19 protein-coding genes are annotated in these 19380 nt (G+C 64.2%); 6 read left to right on the top strand and 13 right to left on the bottom strand.

The genetic code is table 11. From position 1 onward, the window contains the following. Positions 1–74: 74 nt before the first annotated feature. The 4 genes from AC3WLD_RS10670 to AC3WLD_RS10685 are packed head-to-tail and all read right to left on the bottom strand — an operon-like array spanning position 75 to position 4629. Entirely contained in the window at positions 75–764 is a 690-nt protein-coding gene (locus AC3WLD_RS10670; protein ID WP_492556939.1) for an SDR family NAD(P)-dependent oxidoreductase, read from the bottom strand. Then, positions 761–2365, bottom strand: coding sequence for a GMC family oxidoreductase (locus tag AC3WLD_RS10675; protein WP_492556940.1), 1605 nt, complete (start codon positions 2363–2365; stop codon positions 761–763). Before AC3WLD_RS10675 ends, AC3WLD_RS10670 begins: the two co-directional genes overlap by 4 nt. Positions 2366–2375: 10 nt before the next feature. Next, the gene (locus tag AC3WLD_RS10680) at positions 2376–3824 is read right to left on the bottom strand and encodes an aldehyde dehydrogenase family protein (RefSeq protein ID WP_492556941.1); all 1449 of its coding nucleotides are present in this window, start codon (positions 3822–3824) and stop codon (positions 2376–2378) included. 4 nt (positions 3825–3828) lie between these two features. Then, positions 3829–4629, bottom strand: coding sequence for an SDR family NAD(P)-dependent oxidoreductase (locus AC3WLD_RS10685; protein ID WP_492556942.1), 801 nt, complete (start codon positions 4627–4629; stop codon positions 3829–3831). Positions 4630–4726: 97 nt separating this feature from the next. Between AC3WLD_RS10685 and AC3WLD_RS10690 the strand changes: the two genes are divergently transcribed. Then, positions 4727–5650 carry an SDR family oxidoreductase gene (locus tag AC3WLD_RS10690; RefSeq protein WP_492556943.1) on the top strand — a complete coding sequence of 308 codons (924 nt, stop codon included), beginning with the start codon at positions 4727–4729 and terminating at the stop codon, positions 5648–5650. Positions 5651–5691: 41 nt separating this feature from the next. Here the strand turns inward: AC3WLD_RS10690 and AC3WLD_RS10695 are convergent, their stop codons facing one another. Genes AC3WLD_RS10695 through AC3WLD_RS10705 form a run of 3 tightly spaced genes read right to left on the bottom strand, consistent with a single transcriptional unit; the run spans position 5692 to position 9253 of the window. Then, on the bottom strand, positions 5692–6267 hold the full coding sequence (locus tag AC3WLD_RS10695) for a nuclear transport factor 2 family protein (protein ID WP_492556944.1): 576 nt from the start codon (positions 6265–6267) through the stop codon (positions 5692–5694). Between the two features lie 14 nt (positions 6268–6281). Then, positions 6282–7931 carry an FAD-binding protein gene (locus tag AC3WLD_RS10700; RefSeq protein WP_492556945.1) on the bottom strand — a complete coding sequence of 550 codons (1650 nt, stop codon included), beginning with the start codon at positions 7929–7931 and terminating at the stop codon, positions 6282–6284. Beyond that, on the bottom strand, positions 7928–9253 hold the full coding sequence (locus AC3WLD_RS10705; protein ID WP_492556946.1) for an aromatic ring-hydroxylating oxygenase subunit alpha: 1326 nt from the start codon (positions 9251–9253) through the stop codon (positions 7928–7930). The genes AC3WLD_RS10700 and AC3WLD_RS10705 overlap by 4 nt, the downstream gene beginning before the upstream one ends. 193 nt (positions 9254–9446) lie before the next feature. On the opposite strand from AC3WLD_RS10705, the gene AC3WLD_RS10710 reads away from it, so the two are divergent. From AC3WLD_RS10710 to AC3WLD_RS10730, 5 genes are all read left to right on the top strand, one after another. Beyond that, entirely contained in the window at positions 9447–10241 is a 795-nt protein-coding gene (locus AC3WLD_RS10710; protein ID WP_492556947.1) for a FadR/GntR family transcriptional regulator, read from the top strand. 92 nt (positions 10242–10333) lie between these two features. After that, positions 10334–11323 (top strand): thiamine pyrophosphate-dependent dehydrogenase E1 component subunit alpha, encoded by a 990-nt coding sequence (locus AC3WLD_RS10715; protein ID WP_492556948.1) that lies wholly within the window; start codon positions 10334–10336, stop codon positions 11321–11323. Continuing rightward, positions 11320–12333, top strand: coding sequence for an alpha-ketoacid dehydrogenase subunit beta (locus AC3WLD_RS10720; protein WP_492556949.1), 1014 nt, complete (start codon positions 11320–11322; stop codon positions 12331–12333). The genes AC3WLD_RS10715 and AC3WLD_RS10720 overlap by 4 nt, the downstream gene beginning before the upstream one ends. Further along, the gene (locus AC3WLD_RS10725) at positions 12305–12574 is read left to right on the top strand and encodes a lipoyl domain-containing protein (protein ID WP_492556950.1); all 270 of its coding nucleotides are present in this window, start codon (positions 12305–12307) and stop codon (positions 12572–12574) included. The genes AC3WLD_RS10720 and AC3WLD_RS10725 overlap by 29 nt, the downstream gene beginning before the upstream one ends. 4 nt (positions 12575–12578) lie before the next feature. Continuing rightward, positions 12579–13379 (top strand): SDR family NAD(P)-dependent oxidoreductase, encoded by an 801-nt coding sequence (locus AC3WLD_RS10730; RefSeq protein WP_492556951.1) that lies wholly within the window; start codon positions 12579–12581, stop codon positions 13377–13379. Here AC3WLD_RS10730 and AC3WLD_RS10735 read toward each other — a convergent pair. The 6 genes from AC3WLD_RS10735 to AC3WLD_RS10760 are packed head-to-tail and all read right to left on the bottom strand — an operon-like array spanning position 13376 to position 19376. Then, positions 13376–14146 carry an SDR family oxidoreductase gene (locus AC3WLD_RS10735; RefSeq protein WP_492556952.1) on the bottom strand — a complete coding sequence of 257 codons (771 nt, stop codon included), beginning with the start codon at positions 14144–14146 and terminating at the stop codon, positions 13376–13378. The two genes, AC3WLD_RS10730 and AC3WLD_RS10735, sit on opposite strands and share 4 nt — an antisense overlap. Positions 14147–14156: 10 nt before the next feature. Further along, complete coding sequence (locus tag AC3WLD_RS10740; protein ID WP_492556953.1) at positions 14157–15200, bottom strand: protein kinase family protein; 1044 nt, start codon at positions 15198–15200, stop codon at positions 14157–14159. A gap of 10 nt (positions 15201–15210) precedes the next feature. Continuing rightward, positions 15211–16812: a GMC family oxidoreductase gene (locus AC3WLD_RS10745; protein ID WP_492556954.1), complete on the bottom strand. Its 1602-nt coding sequence runs from the start codon at positions 16810–16812 to the stop codon at positions 15211–15213. Between the two features lies 1 nt (position 16813). Next, positions 16814–16978, bottom strand: coding sequence for a rubredoxin (locus tag AC3WLD_RS10750; protein ID WP_492556955.1), 165 nt, complete (start codon positions 16976–16978; stop codon positions 16814–16816). 11 nt (positions 16979–16989) lie between these two features. Then, on the bottom strand, positions 16990–18243 hold the full coding sequence (locus AC3WLD_RS10755; RefSeq protein ID WP_492556956.1) for a cytochrome P450: 1254 nt from the start codon (positions 18241–18243) through the stop codon (positions 16990–16992). After that, on the bottom strand, positions 18240–19376 hold the full coding sequence (locus tag AC3WLD_RS10760) for a serine hydrolase domain-containing protein (RefSeq protein ID WP_492556957.1): 1137 nt from the start codon (positions 19374–19376) through the stop codon (positions 18240–18242). Before AC3WLD_RS10760 ends, AC3WLD_RS10755 begins: the two co-directional genes overlap by 4 nt. Positions 19377–19380: the final 4 nt, after the last annotated feature.

Here is a 19380-nt window from a genome sequence, read left to right on the forward strand (position 1 = left end):
CCCCAGTATCCAACTCGAAGAAACATATAACGGATTTACATTGTTAAGCTGTCTTTTGGCAAGTCCCAACCCGCTCAGGAAATCAAAAATCCGCCGTCCAAGATGAGGGCCTGTCCGGTCATGAAACGCGCGGCAGGAGAGGCGAGGTACAGGATACCGGCTGCGATCTCTGCAGGCTCTGCCATCCCGAGCATCATGCGCCCGCTGCCGGTCGCCGGACCGCCAAGGCGGACCATGTCCGCCGGAGGATCGCCCACTGGCACCGCTCCCGGGAGAACCGCGTTCGCGCGGATGCCGTGTTCCGCTTCGTCGAGCGCGACCGCCCGGACCAGCGCGTTCAGCCCGGCCTTGCTCGCGCCGTAAGCCGCATTTCCCTTGAGCACGGGATGGACCGAGCCCATTGTCGAAACAGCGACAATCGCACCACCGCCACTGCCACGCATGTGGCGCACGGCCTGACGCATGGCGATGAACGCTCCGCGCAGGTTGTCGCCGTGAATGCCGTCCCACTGCTCAAGGCTCAGGTCTGCGAGCGGGTATGTTCCGATCCGGGTCGTGGCATAAACCAGTATGTCGATGCGCCCGCGAGCAGCAACGAAGTCATCGACGGCGGCGCAAAGCGCGGCTTCAGTCGGTGCCGGATCCGCGAGGGCACAATCGGCTCCGGCCTCGCGGAACAGGTCGGCAGTCGCCACCCCGATCGGGGTCGAGCCCACGACGAGCGCGCACTTCCCGGCGAGGCTGAATAGTCGTTCGATGCTCATGCCCGACCCCTGATTATCGCAGCGGCGCGCTCGGCGATCATGATGACCGGCGCGTTGGTGTTGGCGGAAACGGGTTCGGGCATGACCGAAGCGTCGATCACCCGCAGCCCGTCGATCCCCCGGACCCTCAGTTGCGGGTCGAGCACAGCCATGGGATCACCGTCCGGCCCCATCCGGCAGGTTCCGACGGAGTGATAGCCGATGCCGCCCCACTGGCGGACATAGACTTCCCAGTCCGCGTCGGTCTGCGGCAGCGGATCAGGGCGGAGGGTGCCGGTGATGACCTTGGCAAGCGCCGGAGCGGCGCAGGCCTCCTCCACGATCTTGATCGCCTTGACCAGCTTGGCGACATCGGAGGAATCGCCCTGCAAGCGGTGATCGATTACTGGCTTGTCCGACGGATCGGCGCTGCGCAGGCGAATCTCCCCTCGACTCTGCGGTCGGGCGACGTGGAAGCCGAAGCTGAACGAGGGGCGCTTCTCGACCACGGCGTCACCCTTGTCGTTGAAGGCGACGGCAACCGGAAGCATCGAAAGGATGATGTCCGGATCGGGGAGGTCCGGGTCGGTCCGGAACGCCGCCATCACCTGCACCGCCGGTGTCGTCAGCAATCCCTTGCGGCGAAGCAGGTAGTCCAGCAGATGCCCGATCATCCGCACTGCCCCAAGCTTTGCGCTCATCGTCGGGATCGAGACGAGCTTGGCAAGACCGATGGAATTGTGCTCCCGCAGGTTCTGCCCGACGCCGGGAAGATCGGCAGCGACAGCGATGCCGTGTTCGCCGAGGTGTTCCGCCGGCCCGATCCCTGAGCGCATCAGGATCGCCGGCGAGTGGACCGTGCCGGCGGACAGCAGCACTTCGCGCCGCGTCATCGCTTCTTGCCGCCTGCCGTCCTTGCGATAATGCACGCCGACCGCCCGGCCCTCTTCGATCACGATCCTCTCGACCAGCGCGCCGGTCACCACGGTCAGGTTGGGCCGGGCTCGCGCCGGATCGAGGTAGGCGTGTGCCGCGGAACAGCGCCGCCCGTCCTTCTGCGTTGCATAGATGCGATAGACGCCGGCCTGACTGCCGTCGCAGTAGTCCTCGTTGACCGGGATGCCGATCTGGGTGAATGCCTCGATGACGTGCTGGCCGATCGGCTGTGGATCCTTGATCGGCGAAACGCTGAGCGGGCCATGGCTGCCATGGCTTTGCGACGGGCGGTCATGCAGCGTCTCGGCCTTGAGGAAATACGGAAAGACCGTATTCCAGTTCCACCCGGTGCAGCCCAGCTTTTCCCAGTTGTCGTAGTCCGAGCGCTCTCCGCGCATGTAGACCTGGCCGTTGATCGCCGAACTTCCGCCCAGCGCCCTGCCAGCTGCCCATTGCATGGTGCGATCGTCAATGCTGGGGTCGGGCTCGGTAGGCAGGCACCAGTCATAGGTCTTGTGACCCATCAGCTTGGCGGTCCCCGCGGGCATGTTGACAAGGAAGGTGTCGTGCTCCCCGCCAGCCTCGAGCAGGAGCACGCTCACCGCCGGATCTTCGCTCAGGCGAGCGGCGAGCACGCAGCCCGCGCTGCCGCCGCCGATGACGATGTAGTCGGCCGAAACGGCCATGGCGTGCTCCTTAAGGCAGGTGCAGCATGACCTGCTTGATCTGCATGAATTCCTCGAGGCCGGGCCGTCCGCCCTCGCGCCCGAAGCCCGACTGCTTGTAGCCGCCGAATGGCAGGTTGGGCGCCATCGGCAGCATTCCGTTGACCGCGACGCAGCCGGCCTCCAGTTGCGCGGCTACCGTGTGTGCGCGTGCCAGATCGCGGGTGTGGAGGTATGCGCCAAGGCCGAAGCGGGAATCGTTCGCCATCCGCACCGCTTCCGCGTCATCGTTGAAGCGGATGATTGAAAGGACCGGACCGAACACCTCCTCGCGTGCGAGATGACTGTCGTGCGCTACCCCGGCAAAGACCGTCGGCTCGACAAACGCGCCCGCGGCGAGGTCACCCTGGCCGCGCCGCCCGCCAGCGACAAGCATTCCGCCGCTCTCGGCCTTGGCCCGGTCGATCACCCCCATGATCCGCTGCGCCGCGCCTTCGTGGATGACTGGTCCGATTATCGTACCCGGCGAGAGGGGGTCCCCCATCGGGAAGGCTTTGGCCTGCGCGGCGATCCGCTCGACCAATTCGTCGTAGATTGCCGCATGGGCATAGACGCGGGTCGGCAGGACGCAGCCCTGGCCAGACAGCGGCACCAGGCTACAGGTCGCGGCCATGCTCGCCGCCGTCTCGAGGTCGGCGTCGGCGAAGACGATGTTCGCGGACTTGCCGCCGAGTTCCAGGGCTACCGGCTTGAGATGCTCCGCCGCCGTGCGCATGACCGAACGCGCGACCATGTCGCCCCCGGTGAAGCTGATCTTGCCGACCGCGGGGTGCGCGATCAGCGCCTCGCCGGCCTCGGCATCTCCGGGAACGATGTTGAGCGCGCCAGGCGGAATGCCTGCCTCCAGCGCCAATTCACCAAAGCGGATCGGTACGAACGGGGTCTGCGTAGGCGGCTTCAGGATCACCGCGTTTCCGGCGGCGAGCGCCAGCACCGCGGTCATGCAGGTGGCGACCAGCGGCCCGTTCCACGGGATGATCACGCCGATTACCCCGATCGGTTCGTGCTTGGCGTAGGCGAGCCCCTTTGCGCCGATCGGCTCGGTGATCGTGCCTTCGATCTTGTCAGCCCAACCTGCGTAATAGCGGATCCACGATAGGGCGAGTGAGATCGAACTCGTCGCGATCGGGGTTCCGACTTCGAGTGCCGCCATCGTCGCCAGATCGTCGGCATGGGCTTCGACGAGGTCGGCAAGTCGTAGCAGTGCGTCCCGCCGGGCGGCCGCGCCAAGACCTGACCATGCCTTCTGTCCTACTATTCCAGCCCGCGCGGCCGCATCGATCTCTGCGCGTCCGCAGATGGGGACTACAGCTTGGACCTTGCCACTCGTCGGGTTGACGTGCTCGCGTACGCCGAGGCTGGTGCTGGCAGGGCGCTCGCCGCCTATCAGGGGGCGGTTGTTGTTCAGTCTCTCATCCATTGCGTCAGCCTTTGGTGAAGCCGGCATCGACGAGAAGCTCGGCACCCGTGATGTAACTGGCGGCGTCGCTGGCGAGGAAGAGGACTGCGCGCGCCATCTCGATCGGCTGGGCTACTCGGCCGAGGATGCTGCGTCCCGGGATCATGGCCGGACCTTCGATTTTCGGCCCGCCAAGTTCTGCCATCTGGCGCATCTTGTCGGGGCCTGGTGTCGCCATTCCGCCAGGCAGCACCGAGTTCACCCGGATGCCTTCCTTGCCGAACTCCACGGCGGCAAGACGCGTGATCGCATCGACGCCGGACTTGGCCGAGTCGTAGTGCATGTTGGGAAAGATGGTCGGGTGCTGCGCGCTCATCGAGGAGATGTTGACGATCGATCCGCCGCCGCGCCCGCGCATCTGCCTGACCGCCTCGCGCAGGCACAGGAACGTGCCGCGGGTGCAGACTGCATGCATCGTGTCCCATTCCTCCACCGGCATGTCCATGGTGTTGGCCTTGTTGCGATACGCGGCATTGTTCACGAGGACGTCGACACCGCCAAACCGCTCTGCCGCCGCAGCGAAGCCGGCCTTCACGGCAGTTTCGTCGGCGACATCCATCGGCAGGCCCAGCGTGGGTCCTTTTGTCGACAGTTCATTGGCAGTGGCGGCGGCGGCATCCCCATTAAGGTCTGCGATCACGACTGACGCACCCACATCGAGGAACAGCGAGGCGATTTCCTTGCCGAGGCCCTGCGCAGCTCCCGTGACCAGGGCGACCTTGCCTTCGAGGGTGAAGGGCGCAAGCGCACCCGCAATATCCGGCATGGTTTGTCCTTTTCCTCTCCGCCGCCGATTGGGGCTGGCGACAATCGTCTAACCCGTTTAGATCATTTTCGGTGAGAGAAAAGAGGGAGTCTGATTCATGGGCAAATTTGACGGACGGGTCGCGGTCATCACCGGGGCTGGCCGGGGTATCGGACGCGAAGCAGCGCTGTTGTTCGCTCGTGAGGGTGCACGCGTTGTCGTAAACGATCTCGGCGGAGGGCCTCAAGGGGGCGGCGGCGATGCCTCATTTGCACAGCAGGTGGTCGACGAAATCAAGGCGGCCGGCGGAGATGCTGTTGCTGAGACCTCCAGCGTGGCGGACATGGCCGGAGGCAGGGCTGTCGTCGAGTGCGCCATTAACAACTTTGGCCGGCTCGACTTCCTCGTCAACAATGCCGGGATCATCCGTCCCAAGCGCCTGACCGACATGACCGAGGAAGATTTCGACATCGTCCTCGCGGTGAACCTCAAGGGCTACTTCGCGACGATGCGCGCGGCGGCGGAGCATCTGAAGAAGCAGGGCGGTGCGATCGTCAATCTCTCGTCGCCCTCGGGCATCGGCCATTATGGGATGGCCAACTATGCCGCGGCGAAGGAGGGTGTGGTCGGGATGACCCGCACCGTCGCGCGCGAGCTCGCCGAGTTCGGAGTGCGCGCCAACGCTGTCAGGCCGATTTCCGGCCCCTCGAACATGAACATCCCCGAGGTCTACGAGACCCTGATGTATGCGATGAACACGCTAAAGATCCCGCCGCTGACCAACCAGTGGCTGGGCAACAGCGGCCCCGACGGACGGCCCTGGAATGTCGCCGCGGTCATGGCATGGCTGTGCACCGATCAGGCAGCGAACCTCAACGGGCGCGAAGTCTACATCAATGGCGGCCACGTCGCTCTGGTGCAGGAGCCGGAGTTTATCCGCAGCCAGTTCGCCGTCGACGGCTGGACCTTCGATAAGCTGTGCGAGGAAGGGACCAGCCGCGCACTGACATGGGACATCCGCAATCGCTTCACCGGCAACTGAATCTGTAGGAGCCCCTCGTTCCGGCGCGGGGCTCCTGCTGGCTAGTAGCCGTCGGGCAGGATGTCGAGATCGAGGCCGATCCTGTCCTCCGGAACGCGCAGCGGACGCTCGTAGGACGAATCCGTCTGGTCCCGGGCGATGACCCCGCTCTGGTGAAGCATCGCCATGTGTTCGGGGGCAAGCTTGGACGGTGCTGGTACACCGCCCCACTCCGAAACGCATTTGCGCGCCGCGATGCGCCATTCGCCGCCTCGCTTCTCCAGCCGGTCAATGTAGCGCCCGCCGCCCAGCGTCAGGGTCATGTCCTTGGCATCCATTCCGGCGAACAGGTAATAGGTTTCGGCGTGCGCAGTGTCGCCCTCGATCTCGCAGGTATGGTTTGTGATCACGTGCTGGTGGGCGACCTGCGCGTTGCCGTGGTAGTGGCTGACCCAGCGCCAAAAGTCCTCCGGGCCGCCGACGAAAAAGCCGTGATCGTCGATCGCGTCAGGGTGATAGGCCGAGAGGAACAGCTCCCGGTCCATCCGGTCGACTCCTCGGCAGTACCGGGTCAGGGTCTCGCGGATCTTCTGCTTGTCCCACAGTTCGCGGACCATCTGCTCAACGGTCGGTTCCATCGGCGCGCTCCCGGTCAGTTGATCGTCTGGCCGACGGCGTGGCGCGCGGCGACCCAGCCGAAGATGAAGGACGGGGAAATGCTGGCACCGGCACCGGGGTAAGTCCGGCCCATGACCGATGCCGTCGAGTTTCCGGTCGCATAGAGCCCGGGTATGACGCTCCCGTCTTCCTTTAGCGCCCGCCCGTATTCGTCGGTGACGATCCCCCCGAAGGTGCCGACATCGCCGGGATAGATCGCCACGGCATAGAACGGCGCCTTTTCGATCGGGCCGAGGCCGGGGTTGGGGAACTCGTTGGTCGGATCTGAAAAAACAAGGTCGTAGGCCTTGTTCCCACGGCCGAAATCGACGTCCTTGCCTCGGCGCGCCATGTCGTTCCAGCGTTCGACCGTCGCTTTGAGGTTGTCCGCGGGCACGTCGATCTGGCGAGCAAGGTCTTCCAGCGTCTCCGCCTTCTTCATGTATCCGCTCTCGAACCACTCTTTCGGGGTCGGGCCGGCATGGAAGCTCCATGGATAACGGTCGCGGTGGCGACTCTCGATAATCGCCCAGACCGGCACGTTACCGTGGCGGTACACCGCCTGCCCGTTGGCCATGTAGCTCTGCGCTTCGTTAGTGAAACGCTTGCCCTGCTGGTCGACGATGATGACATGTGGCTTGGGCAGGTCGAGCACATGCATGAAACGGTCGCCGGACGGCGGGGTGGAGGTGAGGATCCACACCGCGCCATCGGTGCAGTCGAGCGCCGCACCATGCGCCTTGGCCAGCTCGATCATCTCGCCGGTGTCGCCCGGGTTCGCGTTGGTCCACTCGGTCGATGATGGCTGCGGCCCGTATTTCTTGCGCAGCTCGGCATTGTGGGAGAATCCGCCGGCGTTGATCAGCACGCCCTCGCGCGCCGCGATGCGCCACGGCTTGCCGTTCTTGGTTGAGACGACCCCCACGATCCGGCCGCTTTCCTCGACCAGCTCGGTCACGCCCGCTTCGGTGCGGATATCCACTCCGTGGTCGAGCGCCATCTTGAGCATCCGGCCCTGGATCGCGGTGCCGGCGCCGACGAGGTCCTGGCCGAGCAGCTTGCTCTTCGCCATGCGCAGGCCGACCTTGAGCGCGGCGACCTTGCCGACGAAGGCGCGCTTCATCAGCATGAGCTGTCGACCCTCGATCCCGCGGATGACGACCGAGGAAATCCCCCGGCGCAACTTGCCCTGCCATTCCTTGCCAAGCGTGGCGGCCGGGAAAGGTTCGACGGCGAGGCTGCGGCTTTCCGGGCAACCGCCGGGAAGGTCGTCATGATAGTCGGACCAGCCGTCGCAGCGGACGAAGGGCATGCCTTTCTCCTCGAGATAGTGGACCATCTTGGGTCCGACATCGAGGAACATGTCCTTGCGCGCGCGGCTCGTGCCCGGGCCTACATCGCCGACCGCCGCGTCAAGGTAGGTACGGGCCATCTCGGCGTTGTCGTTGATGCCCTCGCGCGCCTGGAGCGGGTGGTTGGGGATCCAGAACACCCCCCCGGACATCGCGGTAGAACCGCCGACCATGTCGGTCTTTTCAAGGATGAGCGGATCCTTGCCGGCATCCCGTACCGCGATTGCGGCGATCATCGAGCCACCGCCGCTGCCGACGATCACGAAATCACGGGTTTCGTCCCAGCGGCTCATGCGGCGTATCCGTTGTCCATGAATTCGGTGAGGGCGCGGTGGAAGTTGAGCACCGCCACCTCCTGCCGCGGATTCGGCCTCGCGCCCTTGAAGCCCTTTGACTTCATGCCCTTCTGGACCTCGGCCACGTTGGCAAAGTCCTGTGTCAGGATCAGGCCCCAGAAATCCTTGTCGGCATGCTCCTGGCTCCACTCCACCTGGACGTCCTTCGGCTCCTGGCCCTCGGCGTAGCGCTGCATCGAATAGACCTCGAAGATGCACTTGTCGGGATCGTTTCCGAGCGGCCGCGACCGGTAGCCGAGCAGGCCGGTAGGGCCCATTAGCATGATCTGGTTGGGGAACAGGTGCCAGTCGATCCCGGCCTTCTGCATCTGTTCAGCCGAGATGTCGGGCCACTTGCAGCCTAGCGAAATCGCGTGCTCGTAAATGAACTGGCCGAACTTCATCAGCACTTCCATCGCGGGCGTGCCCGGGGGGACTTCCTGTGCGACGCGGCGTGCGGCGTGGACTGTCTGGACCGACGATCCCGCGTTCAGCGTCGCGGCCATGTCCTCCATGTAGTCGCGGATGCCGGGGCGGATGTCCTCGGTAGGCGCGCCGCCGGTGAGTCGCGGCGAACGCGAGCCCATCGGCATCGATTCCCAGTAACCGAAATGCGAATGGCGACCATGGGCATAGCTCTGCGTCCAGTCGTCGAAATAGCGCAGCATCTGGCTGTGCGTCGTCTGGACGTGATAGCCCTCGTCGAATGCCTCAAGCGCGACCTTCCAGTTGCAGTTCAGGATCGTCGCCTTGCGCCAGTGGTAGCGCAGCCCGCCCAGGTCGAAGGGATCGAGGAAGTCCTTGGCGGGCGCGAGGTGATCTTCGAGGCTCGGCGCATCCGGGTCGAGGTTCACGTAGACCCAGCCGCTCCACCGCCCGACCTTTACCGGGACGAGGTTGAGATCCTCTTCCTTGAGATCCTCTTCCGCCCATTCGTGGCGGTCGATGACCTTGGCGATCGTTCCGTCGATCTTCCACGACCAGCCGTGGTACTTGCACAGCAGCCGCGCGGCATGTCCGCATCCCTCGGTCAGGGTCCGGCCCCGGTGCGGGCAGACGTTGTGGTAGGCCTTGATCTCGTCCGCGGCGACCCGGATCACTATGACCGACTGGTCGCAGATGTCGTATGTGTAATAGTCCCCGACCTTGGGGATTTCTTCCTCCCGGCAAGCCATCTGCCAGACCCGCGACCACAGCAGTTCGGCCTCCCGCCGCGCGAACTCGGGAGAAATGTAGTTCGCGGCGGGGACAATGCCTTTGTCGCCGGACCAGCTGCTCATTGCCTGAGGCGCGTGTACGTTCATCTGATCCTCTCCGGGCCGATCTCCGGCCTCTGTGACTCGCAGGCCGCTCCGGCTGCTCATTATCATCTAACTTGGTAACACGACATTTGGCAAGGGCGCGCGGACCGTGATTCCCTTGCGATTTGGCGTGATTTCCGCCATTGGAAGGGCAAACAGCAAGGAATTTAACTTGTCTAATGGATTTGCCGCAATTCCGGTCGGTGGCCGCAGCAATGCCGAGGCCGTCCGCGTTCCCAAGACCGCAGAACTGGTCGCCAAGCAGATCCGCAACGCGATCATCCGCGGCGAACTGGCCGATGGCGATACGCTTCCTGCCGAGGCTCACCTGATTGCCGAATTCGAGGTTTCGCGCCCGACGATACGTGAGGCGGTCCGGATCCTGGAATCGGAAGGGCTGGTTACAGTTGCCCGTGGGGCGCGGGGTGGGGCGAAGATCAGTTCCCCCAACTACGAGATGATCGCCCGCGCGGCCGGGATAACGTTGCAGGCGCGGGGCGTGACCATCGGCGACCTCTACGAGATGCGGGTCATGATGGAGCCGCCTGCGGCGCGGCTGGTCGCGGAACGCAGCAGCGAAAGGGCCGTGCCGATCCTTCGCCATCACATCGAAACCGAAATGAGCCTGGTGAAGGACCTCGCGGCTACCGCAGCGGCCATTGCCGAATTCCACCGGCTGATGCTCGAGCTGGCCGGCAACCAGACGATGATCATGATTTCGCAGGCACTTGCCGGCCTGGTCGAAGAGCATCTCAAGCTGGCCCAGCGCCGCGAGACCGAAACGGATCTCGAACTGCTGGAAAAGCGCACCCGGTTCGGCCTCCGGTCTCACACCAAGTTGGTCGACCTGATCGAGGCCAGAGATGGTCCGGGAGCTGAGGCGCACTGGCGGGAACACATGATAGCGGCCGGCAAACATTGGCTTCAGCAAGTCGGGCCGAACTCCGTGGTGGAGCTGCTAGGCTAATTCAGTAGCCCATTTTGGGCCTCGACACTCCCCGGCTAATCATATAACGGATTGAGCCGATAATTGCCCTGACGGGCAGAAGGGAGTGTCAGGTGCCGACAAACCAGTATGTCCCCGATCCGGCGACGTTGATCGAGATCTACAAGCGCGCCGCGCTGCTCAAGGCGAACGACGAGCGGGCTCGGAAGGTGATCCTCTCCGGGCAGATCGCGATGGTCTATTATTCGTACCGGGGGCAGGAGATCATTCCCTCGGTCATGGGTACGTTGCTGCGCGACGACGATACGATCTGCACGATCTATCGCGGCATTCACGACATGCTCGGCAAAGGCTTCCCGCTCCGCGAGCTGTGGGCCGAGCTGGCGGGACGGACCACCGGGTCGTGCAAGGGGAAGGGCGGGCCGATGCACCTGACCTATCCGCCAAAGGGAATCATGGTCACGACAGGGATCGTCGGCTCCTCCGCGCCCATCGCCAATGGCCTTTCGTGGGCGGCACAGCTCGACAAGTCGGACCGCGTTTCGGTCTGCACTTTCGGGGACGGCGCATCCAACATCGGTGCGATCCACGAGGCGATGAACCTCGCGTCGATCTGGAAGCTGCCGACCATCTTCGTTTGCCAGAACAACCTCTTCGCCGAGCATACCACGTTCGAGAAGATGACGGGCGGCGAGAACATCGCCGCTCGTGCTGCGGGCTATGGCATGACCGGCGTCCGGGTCAACGGCAACGATCCGGAAGGGATGTACACTGCTTTCGCCGAAGCCGTTGCGCGGGCGCGCGCCGGCGAGGGGCCTACCCTGCTCGAATGCATGACCTTCCGGTTCTTCGGGCACAACTTCGGCGACGACGACAGCTACATACCGAAGGATCAGAAAGCTGCGGCCATGGCGGCCGATCCCGTCCCGGCGTTGCGGGCACGGCTGATCGCCGACCGCATTGCCAGCGAGGATGAACTTGCCGCGATCGAAGCGGGGATCGAAGCCGAGATCGACGATGCGATCAAGTTCGCGCTCGAAAGTCCATGGCCGGAACCGGATGCGTTGCGCTCCGACGTGTTCGAGAAGGAGATCGCGGCATGACCACCGCCACCGCAACAGCGACGAAGCCCAAGGTTACGATCATCGCGGCGATTGCCAAAGCCTATCAGGATGCCTTCGCCAAAGATCCCAAGGTCATAACCCTTGGTGAGGATCTTGCCGATCCGGAAGGTGGCGGCATCGCCAAGATCACCAAGGGCCTGTCGACGAAATTCGGCGACGACCGCGTGCGCTCGACCCCGATCAGCGAGCAGGCGATCATGGGGGCAGCGATCGGCGCGAGCTTGGCCGGCTACAAGCCGATTGCCGAGATCATGCTGATGAACTTCACGACCGTGGCGATGGACATGATCGTGAACCATGCGGCCAAGCTTCGCTTCATGTCCGGCGGGCAAACCAGCGTGCCAATCGTGATCCGCACGATGACCGGGCTTGGCTTCGGGTCCGGCGGGCAGCATTGCGATTACCTCGAAGCGTGGTTCGCGCACACCGCAGGGATCAAGGTCTGCGCCGCCTCAACGCCGGAAGACGCGTATGGCCTGCTGCGGTCAGCGATCGACGATCCTGATCCGGTGATCTTCATCGAGAACCTGCCGACCTACCACACTCCCATGAGCTTCGAATTGCCCGACAGCAGCCACAGGGTGCCGCTGGGCAAGGCGGCTGTGCAGCGCGAAGGCAGCGACGTGACTGTGGTCAGTTATGCGAGGATTGCGGTCGAAGCGCGCGCGGCGGCAGAAAAAGCGGCTGCGGACGGCGTCTCTGTCGAGGTGATTGACCTCCGCACGATTGCCCCGTGGGATCGCGAAACCGTGCTCGCTTCAGCCCGCAAGACCGGCCGGGTGCTTATCGCCCACGAGGCTGTCAAGGAGCACGGCGTCGGAGCCGAGATTGCGGCGGTGATCAACGAGGAGCTGTTTGGCCAGTTGAAGAAGCCGGTCAAGCGGCTGGGCGGAGCTTATTCTGCCGTTCCCTATTCCAAACCGCTCGAGAGCGCTTACGCGCCTGACGCTGCACGCATCCATGCAGCGATCTTCGAGCTTGCACGGTAAGGAGCTATCAGTGTCAATTCAGGTCATCCTGCCGAAGATCGGCTTTTCCATGAATGAGGGCGTGCTCGCCGAATGGCTTGTCGAAGACGGCGCGGTCGTCAGCGAAGGTCAGCCAATCTACGCGCTCGAAAGCGACAAGTCGACGAACGAGGTCGAGAGCCCGGCCTCGGGCACGATTCGGCTGCTAGGCCAAGTCGGTGAAACCTACGAAGTCGGTTCCATCCTCGCAGAGATCACCTAGGCAAATGGACCTGCAGATCGCCGGCAAGGCCGCCATCGTCACCGGCGGCAGCCGCGGTATTGGCAGGGCGATCGCCGAGCGGCTTGCAGGTGAGGGTGCACGTGTCCTCATCTCCGCACGAGGTGCAGTTGGCGTCGAGCAGGCTGTCGCGGAGATGCGCTCACAGGGCCTCGAGGTCCATGGGTTCGCCGCCAGCGTCGCCGATCCGGCTGCGATCCAGGCCTTGGCGGACCGCGCGGTGGCCGAATTCGGCACGGTCGACATACTCGTCAACAATGCCGGCGGTCAGCGCAGCAGGGGCAACTTCGAGACGCTGTCCGACCAGGACTATCTCGATGCGTTCGAAGACAATGTTCTGTCTATCGTGCGCCTGTTCCGCGCGGTGCTGCCGCATATGCAGCGGCAGAAATGGGGCCGGGTGGTCAACATCACTTCGGAAGTCGCGACCCAGCCCGACCGCATTTACCAGAACTATGCGGCTGCAAAGGGGGCGGCGCTCAACCTGTCGAAGTCACTGTCCAAGGCGTACGCTCGCGACGGCATCCTGGTGAACGCGGTTTCGCCGGGGCTGATCGAGACGTCTGCCGTCGCGGCAAGCTTTGCCAAGGGGGCGGAGGAGCAGGGCAGGCCGGAGGCGGAAGTGCGTGCCGATTTCTTCCGCAAGTTCAAGCCGGGCCTCGTCCTCGGCCGTGCCGGGACCCCGGAAGAGGTGGCTGCTATTGTCACGCTGCTTTGCTCGCCTTTGGCTTCGTACGTGACCGGCGCAGAGGTGCGAGTGGACGGAGGCTCCGTGGTCGGGCTCTAGCCCGACCAGATATCGTCGCCGCGGCGAATGACGTCCTTGCCGCCGTCGATGAAGACAACCTGTCCGACCATGTAGCGGCAATCTGCGCTTGCCAAGAACGCAAGGAGCGGTGCGATATCGCTCGGCGGCGCGTACTCAGGCACCGCGATCGGCGTCACCTCGGCCAGCATTGCCCGGCCTTCTTCGGTCGCGAGGATCGGTGCGGTCATATCGGTGAGGACCGTACTAGGAGCGATCCCGTTAAGAAGAATCCGCTCGCCGGCCCAGTCGGGTAGGATCGAGGTCCTCCTTAGCCAGCGGCTGAGTGCCAGCTTGGACGAGGCGTACACCAACGACGGTTCAGTACGCCCCAGTTCCTTCGCGCCCGCCTCGTCGCCCGCGAGGCAGGCCGTAACGATGCGGGCGTCGCTCGGCAGGATCGAGGCGGAGGACGATATTACCGCCACGCGCGGGGCGGAGGACCGGGCGAGAGTGCCGCGCAGTCCCTCGACCAGCGCGACCGTTCCGAAGTAGTTGACGCCAAGCATCGCATCGGTGTCGGGACAGGCAAGGCCCGCACACGCAACGATCCCGTCGAGGACCCCGCCGGCCAACGCCGATGCCTGCGCGATGGCGTGGTTGCGTCCTTCGACGGTGCAAAGATCGGCACAAATCTCCGCAGCGGTGAGGTCGAGACCGATTACCCGGTCGCCCTTCCGGGCAATCTCCGCGGCCGTGGCAGCGCCGATGCCTTTCACGGAGCCGGTGACGAGAATTGTGCGAGGCATGTCTTCCCCTTCAGACGCCCAGAGCGCCAAACGTGTCGAGATCGACCATCGCCATCGCGAACCGGGTGGCAGCGGCGGTGTTGTTGGCCTCGCTCTGGAACTGCGAGCCGTTCAGCATCCAGATCAGGTGGCCCCAGATCACATCGCGCCGATATGCCTCGAACGCCTCGTCGAAGCTGGGCGGCGTCACTCCGTGCTGCGCCAGCGCTGCAAGATACTGCTGCAACAGCGCGCCTTGCCAGTGGCGACGATCGAGCAGGTCTAGCCCCGCAGTAATGAAGTAGCTGACGTCAATCGACCACGCGCCGAGCCGTGGCTGGGAATCTAGGAAGCCCGGTGATCCGTCAGCGTTGGTGTAGAGGTTGCCGAGATGCATGTCGCCGTGATTGATGACCTGTGTCATGCCTCCGTGCGCCTTGCGCATCGCCGCGAGTCCGCTTCGCACGCGTGCGGGATCCCGGACCATTCGCGGCATCGCCGCGCCGCGCGGAGCGGTCGCGAAGCTCTGGAACAGTTCGGGCGTTAGGAGCAGCGTGAAATAGTGCTCCATCTCCTGCTCGCTTGTGCCGGGCACCCATGAGAAGCGGGTAAGCAGCTCCGGCGAATTCCACCACCGCGCGTGCATGGCGGCGAGGTCACGAAGAAATGCCGAGGCCAGGTCGAAACCGATCGGCTCCTGGAGCGAGAGAAAGCGGACGCCGCGCAGGCACAGGTCTTCGAGAATGACCAGCGACTTGCCGTCGTCATCCACGATGGCCGCGTGGCATGTCGGCCGGCTGACGTCGACGGTTGGCAGGAAATGCCTGTAAGCGTTGTATTCGTTGAGGTGCATCGCCCGCATCTTGGGACTGTGCTGTTCGAAGCCGATCTTCATGAGCATGCGCGGCGGCACTCGAGGATCGCTTCCTTGGATGCCAAGGCGGATTTTCGTGCAGGCCCCGTGAACGACATCGATCACGTTCACTCGCTCAATCGCGACACCCGAAAAACGCTCCTGGAGCGCCTCACTCATCCACGACGGGGTGATATCCTCGATACGTTCGGGTACCAGCATCCCGGTCTCCTCAGGCAGCGGCATCCTCGCGGATGAGCTCGGCCGCACGCCATGCCATGGCCATCATCGGTGCATTCGTGTTTCCCGAGGGCATGACCGGAGGCACTGACGTATCCATAACCCTCAGGCCCGCCACCCCGCGCACCCGCAAGCGCTCATCGACGACCGAACCCGGGTCCTTGCCCATGCGGCAGGTGCTCACCGCATGAAGGCCGCAGCCGCCCGCCTTGTCGAACCAGTCGAGGATCTGCTCGTCGCTTTGGTTGTCGCCACCAGGCATGATCTCGGACACGACCATGTCGTCGAGTTCCGGTCGCGTCATCAGGCGGCGGATCGATCGGAACAGACCCACCGCCTTGTCCTTGTCCGCCTGTTCTGTGAGGTAGCGCGGCACGATCGACAGAGGCGCCTCCGGGTCGGCCGCGGTGATCGATATCCGTCCGGCGCTTTCCGGCCGCAGGATGAAGCCGATCACGACCATACCCGGCTCCTTTTCAAGGAAGCCCTTGCCCGAAAGGTCATAGCTGTAGGGCCCCATCAGGATCTGGACGTCGGGACGGTCGAGCTCGGGTCGCGATTTCACCCAGGCACCAACGTTGTGCGACGAGCTCGCCATCGGCCCGCCGCCGGTGAGGTAGTAGCGCAGGACATTCCCGAAGAGGCGGGCCCCGGAATACTCCCGGTTGGTGGAGAACGAATTGTCGCTGAGACGGTACTGCATCACCACGATGCGGTGCTCGCGCATGTTCGCCCCGACCTCGGGACTTTCGACCAACACAGGAACGCCGGCCTGGTCAAGAACATCGCGCGGACCGATTCCTGAGCGCATCAGGATCGCGGGCGACTGGATTGCGCCGGCCGAGAGGATGATCTCGCGGTTGGCGCTCCATGTCCTTGCCGCGCCCTGATGTTGGCCCGCGACGGCGACCGCGCGGCCGTTCTCGATCAGCACCCGGTCGACCCGCACCCCTGTCAGCACCGTCAGATTGCGGCGCGACCGCGCCGGCTTCAAGAAGGCGGTCGCGGCGCTCTGGCGCTTGCCTTTCCAGATGTTGGCGGGGACATAACCGATGCCCTCGCCATTGTCGGGCTCGTTGACGTCCTGCTTGTGCGGGATGCCCATGGCTGTACCGGCCGCGATTATCGTATCGCCCCAACGCGATGGCTCGTTTACGGTGATGTGCAGCGGTCCGCTGTCGCCGCGGGTCTCGGCCGGACCGAGTTCGTGGTTCTCGATTGCCTTGTAGGCGCGGCCGATGTGCTTCCAGCCCCACTCATCGCCGGCCAGCTCGGCCATGCCGTCGAAATCGGCCGGCTGCCCGCGGTTCCAGACCATCCCGTTTATGGCGCTCGATCCGCCCAGGGTCCTTCCTCGCGCCCAGCGTTCGGCGGTATTGTTGTTGCCCTTTTCAGGTTCGGTCATGAACCCGTAGGACAGTTGCGGGTGGAACATGACCTTGGGAATACCCTTGGGCATGTGGATGAACGGATTGCTATCAGACGGACCGCTTTCCAAGACGAGCACGTTTACCGCCGGATCCGCAGAGAGGCGCTCTGCCAGGACGCAGCCGGCGGAACCCGCGCCGACGACGATGTAGTCAAAGCCGGCCAAGTCAGAATTCCTCCATCTCGAACTCGGCCTTCAGCGAACCGCAGTCGGGGCACTTCCAGTCGTCTGGAATGTCTTCCCAAGCGGTGCCCGGAGCAATGCCGCCCAAAGGATCGCCAAGCTCCTGCTCGTAGATCCAGCCGCAGTTCATGCACATCCACTTCTTCATGGCGGTGGCTTTCAGCTTGCGTCGAACTTGACCCACAGGTGTTCCGGCACGCGCAGAAGGTGCCCGACGATGTTGGGAGCCGGCTTGTCCGGATCGAGCCGGAGGTTCGGCAAATTGTCGAGAATCGCGTTCAACGCGCGGGTCATCTCGACGCGCGCAAGATGTTGCCCGATGCAGAGATGAGGACCGCTCGCGAAGGCGAGATGGCGAACGGTATTCTTGCGGAAGATGTCGAACCGGTCGGGATCCGGGAACTTCGACGGATCGCGATTAGCCGAGGCGAGGACGGTGTTGACGAACGTGCCGGCCTTGATCGGGTGACCATCGATTTCGGTGTCTTCGGCGCAATAGCGGAAGGTCGAAGTCACCGGACCTTCCCAGCGCAAAGCCTCGTCGATCGCGGCGGGAATAAGGTTCCGGTCCTCGCGAACGGCCTCAAGCTGGTCCGGGTTGGTCAGCAGTCCGGTGAGCAGCACGCTGGTGCCGCGATAGGTGGTGTCTCCGCCCGCGTTCATCAGCTGGCGCAGGAACGAGATCAGGACGTCGTCTGGCAGTTTCTCCCCGTCCACCTCGACATTGGCGAGGTGGCTGATGAGATCGCCGCCGGGTTTGGCCCGCTTCTGGCGCAGCAGCTCGCCAAAGAAATTGCCCAGCTTGCCGCTGGCCTCCGGCCCCTGCGGCGCGCCGATCGAGGAGAGGATCTGCGCAATGGCCAGTTTGTGGAACACGGGTGCCTGGGCCGGGTCCAGCTCGACCTGGGCATAGATCACCTGGAAGGGGTAGTGATGGGTGAATTCCTCGATCAGGTCCGCCTCGCCGCGATGGATGAATTGTTCCATCAGCTTGTTCACCACCGGATCGACTACGCTCTCGCCCCACTTGGCGACGACCTGGGGCAGGAAAGCCTTCTGGAAGATCTTGCGGAACTTGGTGTGTTCAGGTGCGTCCATCACTGTCACGGTGTTCCCGAACGAACGCCCGAGATTGGGGGCGAATGCCTCCTTGTTGCGGAAGATTTCCGGGTGGGTGAGCACGTGGAGAACGGCATCGTAGCCCAGCACCATGACTTGCGGCAGGTGTCCCATCTGCACATCCGGCACGTCGGTGAAGTTCGTCCGGTAGCTCCCATCCACCACCGGCCCCTGCGCCCGCAACTCGTGAATTCGGGGGTAGGGATCGGGACAATCGCCGGTCGACAGCTTCTCGACCATGAACGGATCGAAGCTCTTGTCGACGAGGTCTTCGAGGCGGGGCATCGCAGTCATGACTTCCACTCCAGTCCGAGCGCTTCGACGATCGCCTTGCTGATCGGCAGGATCGGATCGTCTTGCGGGTCGCGTGCGTTGAACATGCGGTTGTGGCAGATCGCGACGGCGAGGTGCTGGTCGGGGTCGGCCCAGCCGAGCGAACCGCCAGCGCCGGGATGCCAGACGGCGCGCGGGCTGCTCACCCGGTGCCCGCCCAGCCAGTAGCCGCCGGTACTGATCGGGATCGGCACGCCGAACATGACCGGGTCGGGCTCGTCGCCGTTGTCCCGGATGTTGGAGAAACTGGCGACACGGTCGGCCGACAGCAGTCGAACCCCGTCAAGCTCGCCGCCCTGAGCCAGCATCGCCCAGAACCGGGCCTCGTCGCGAGCGTTGAAGATTCCGCCGACCCCGGCGATACAGGCCCGCTGGACGTCGGGACGGCCGAACACGCGGGGCACGAGATCGACGTCGTATGGCATCGACCTGGCATAAAGCGTGGCCGCAGGCGGTGGCGGATCGTTCTCGTTCCGGTTGGACATCACCGCGACCCGGCTTGCGACCTCGTCCGGAATGCCGATCCACAGGTCCGCGAGACCGAGCGGCCGGGCGATCTCGTCCTGCACGAACTTGCCCAGGTCGCGCCGTGCCGGGTCGCTGCGGCGAACGATCTCGCCAATGATCCAGCCGAAAGTCATCGACTGGTAAAGCGTCTTCTCGCCCGGAGGCGCGAGCGGCTCCATCGCGGCGATCTGGTCAGTCATCCACGCGCTGTCGCACATCAGTTCGGACGTGACGCCTTCGGGCATCAACGGTACCCCGGCGCGGTGGGTCAGGGCGTGGCGCACTGTCGCCGCAGCCTTGCCGTTCTGCGCGAATTCGGGCCAATAGTCGGCGATCGGCGCGTCATAGTCGACCAGGCCTTTCTCGGCCTGGACATGCAGCGCCGTCGCCGCGACGGCCTTGGTTACCGAATAGACGTTGTAGAGTGTGTCCTCAGTCGCTGGAATGCCCCTGGCTGTATCGGCCATACCGTCCCAGATGTTCAGGACCATCCGCCCGCGGTGGTAAGCGACCACATGGACCGCTTCTTCGTGGCCGGCGTCGATGGCGGCGCGGATTACGGCGCGTACGGCGCTGTCGTCTACCATAGGC

The organism is Novosphingobium sp. FW305-C-111 (genome assembly GCF_058783565.1).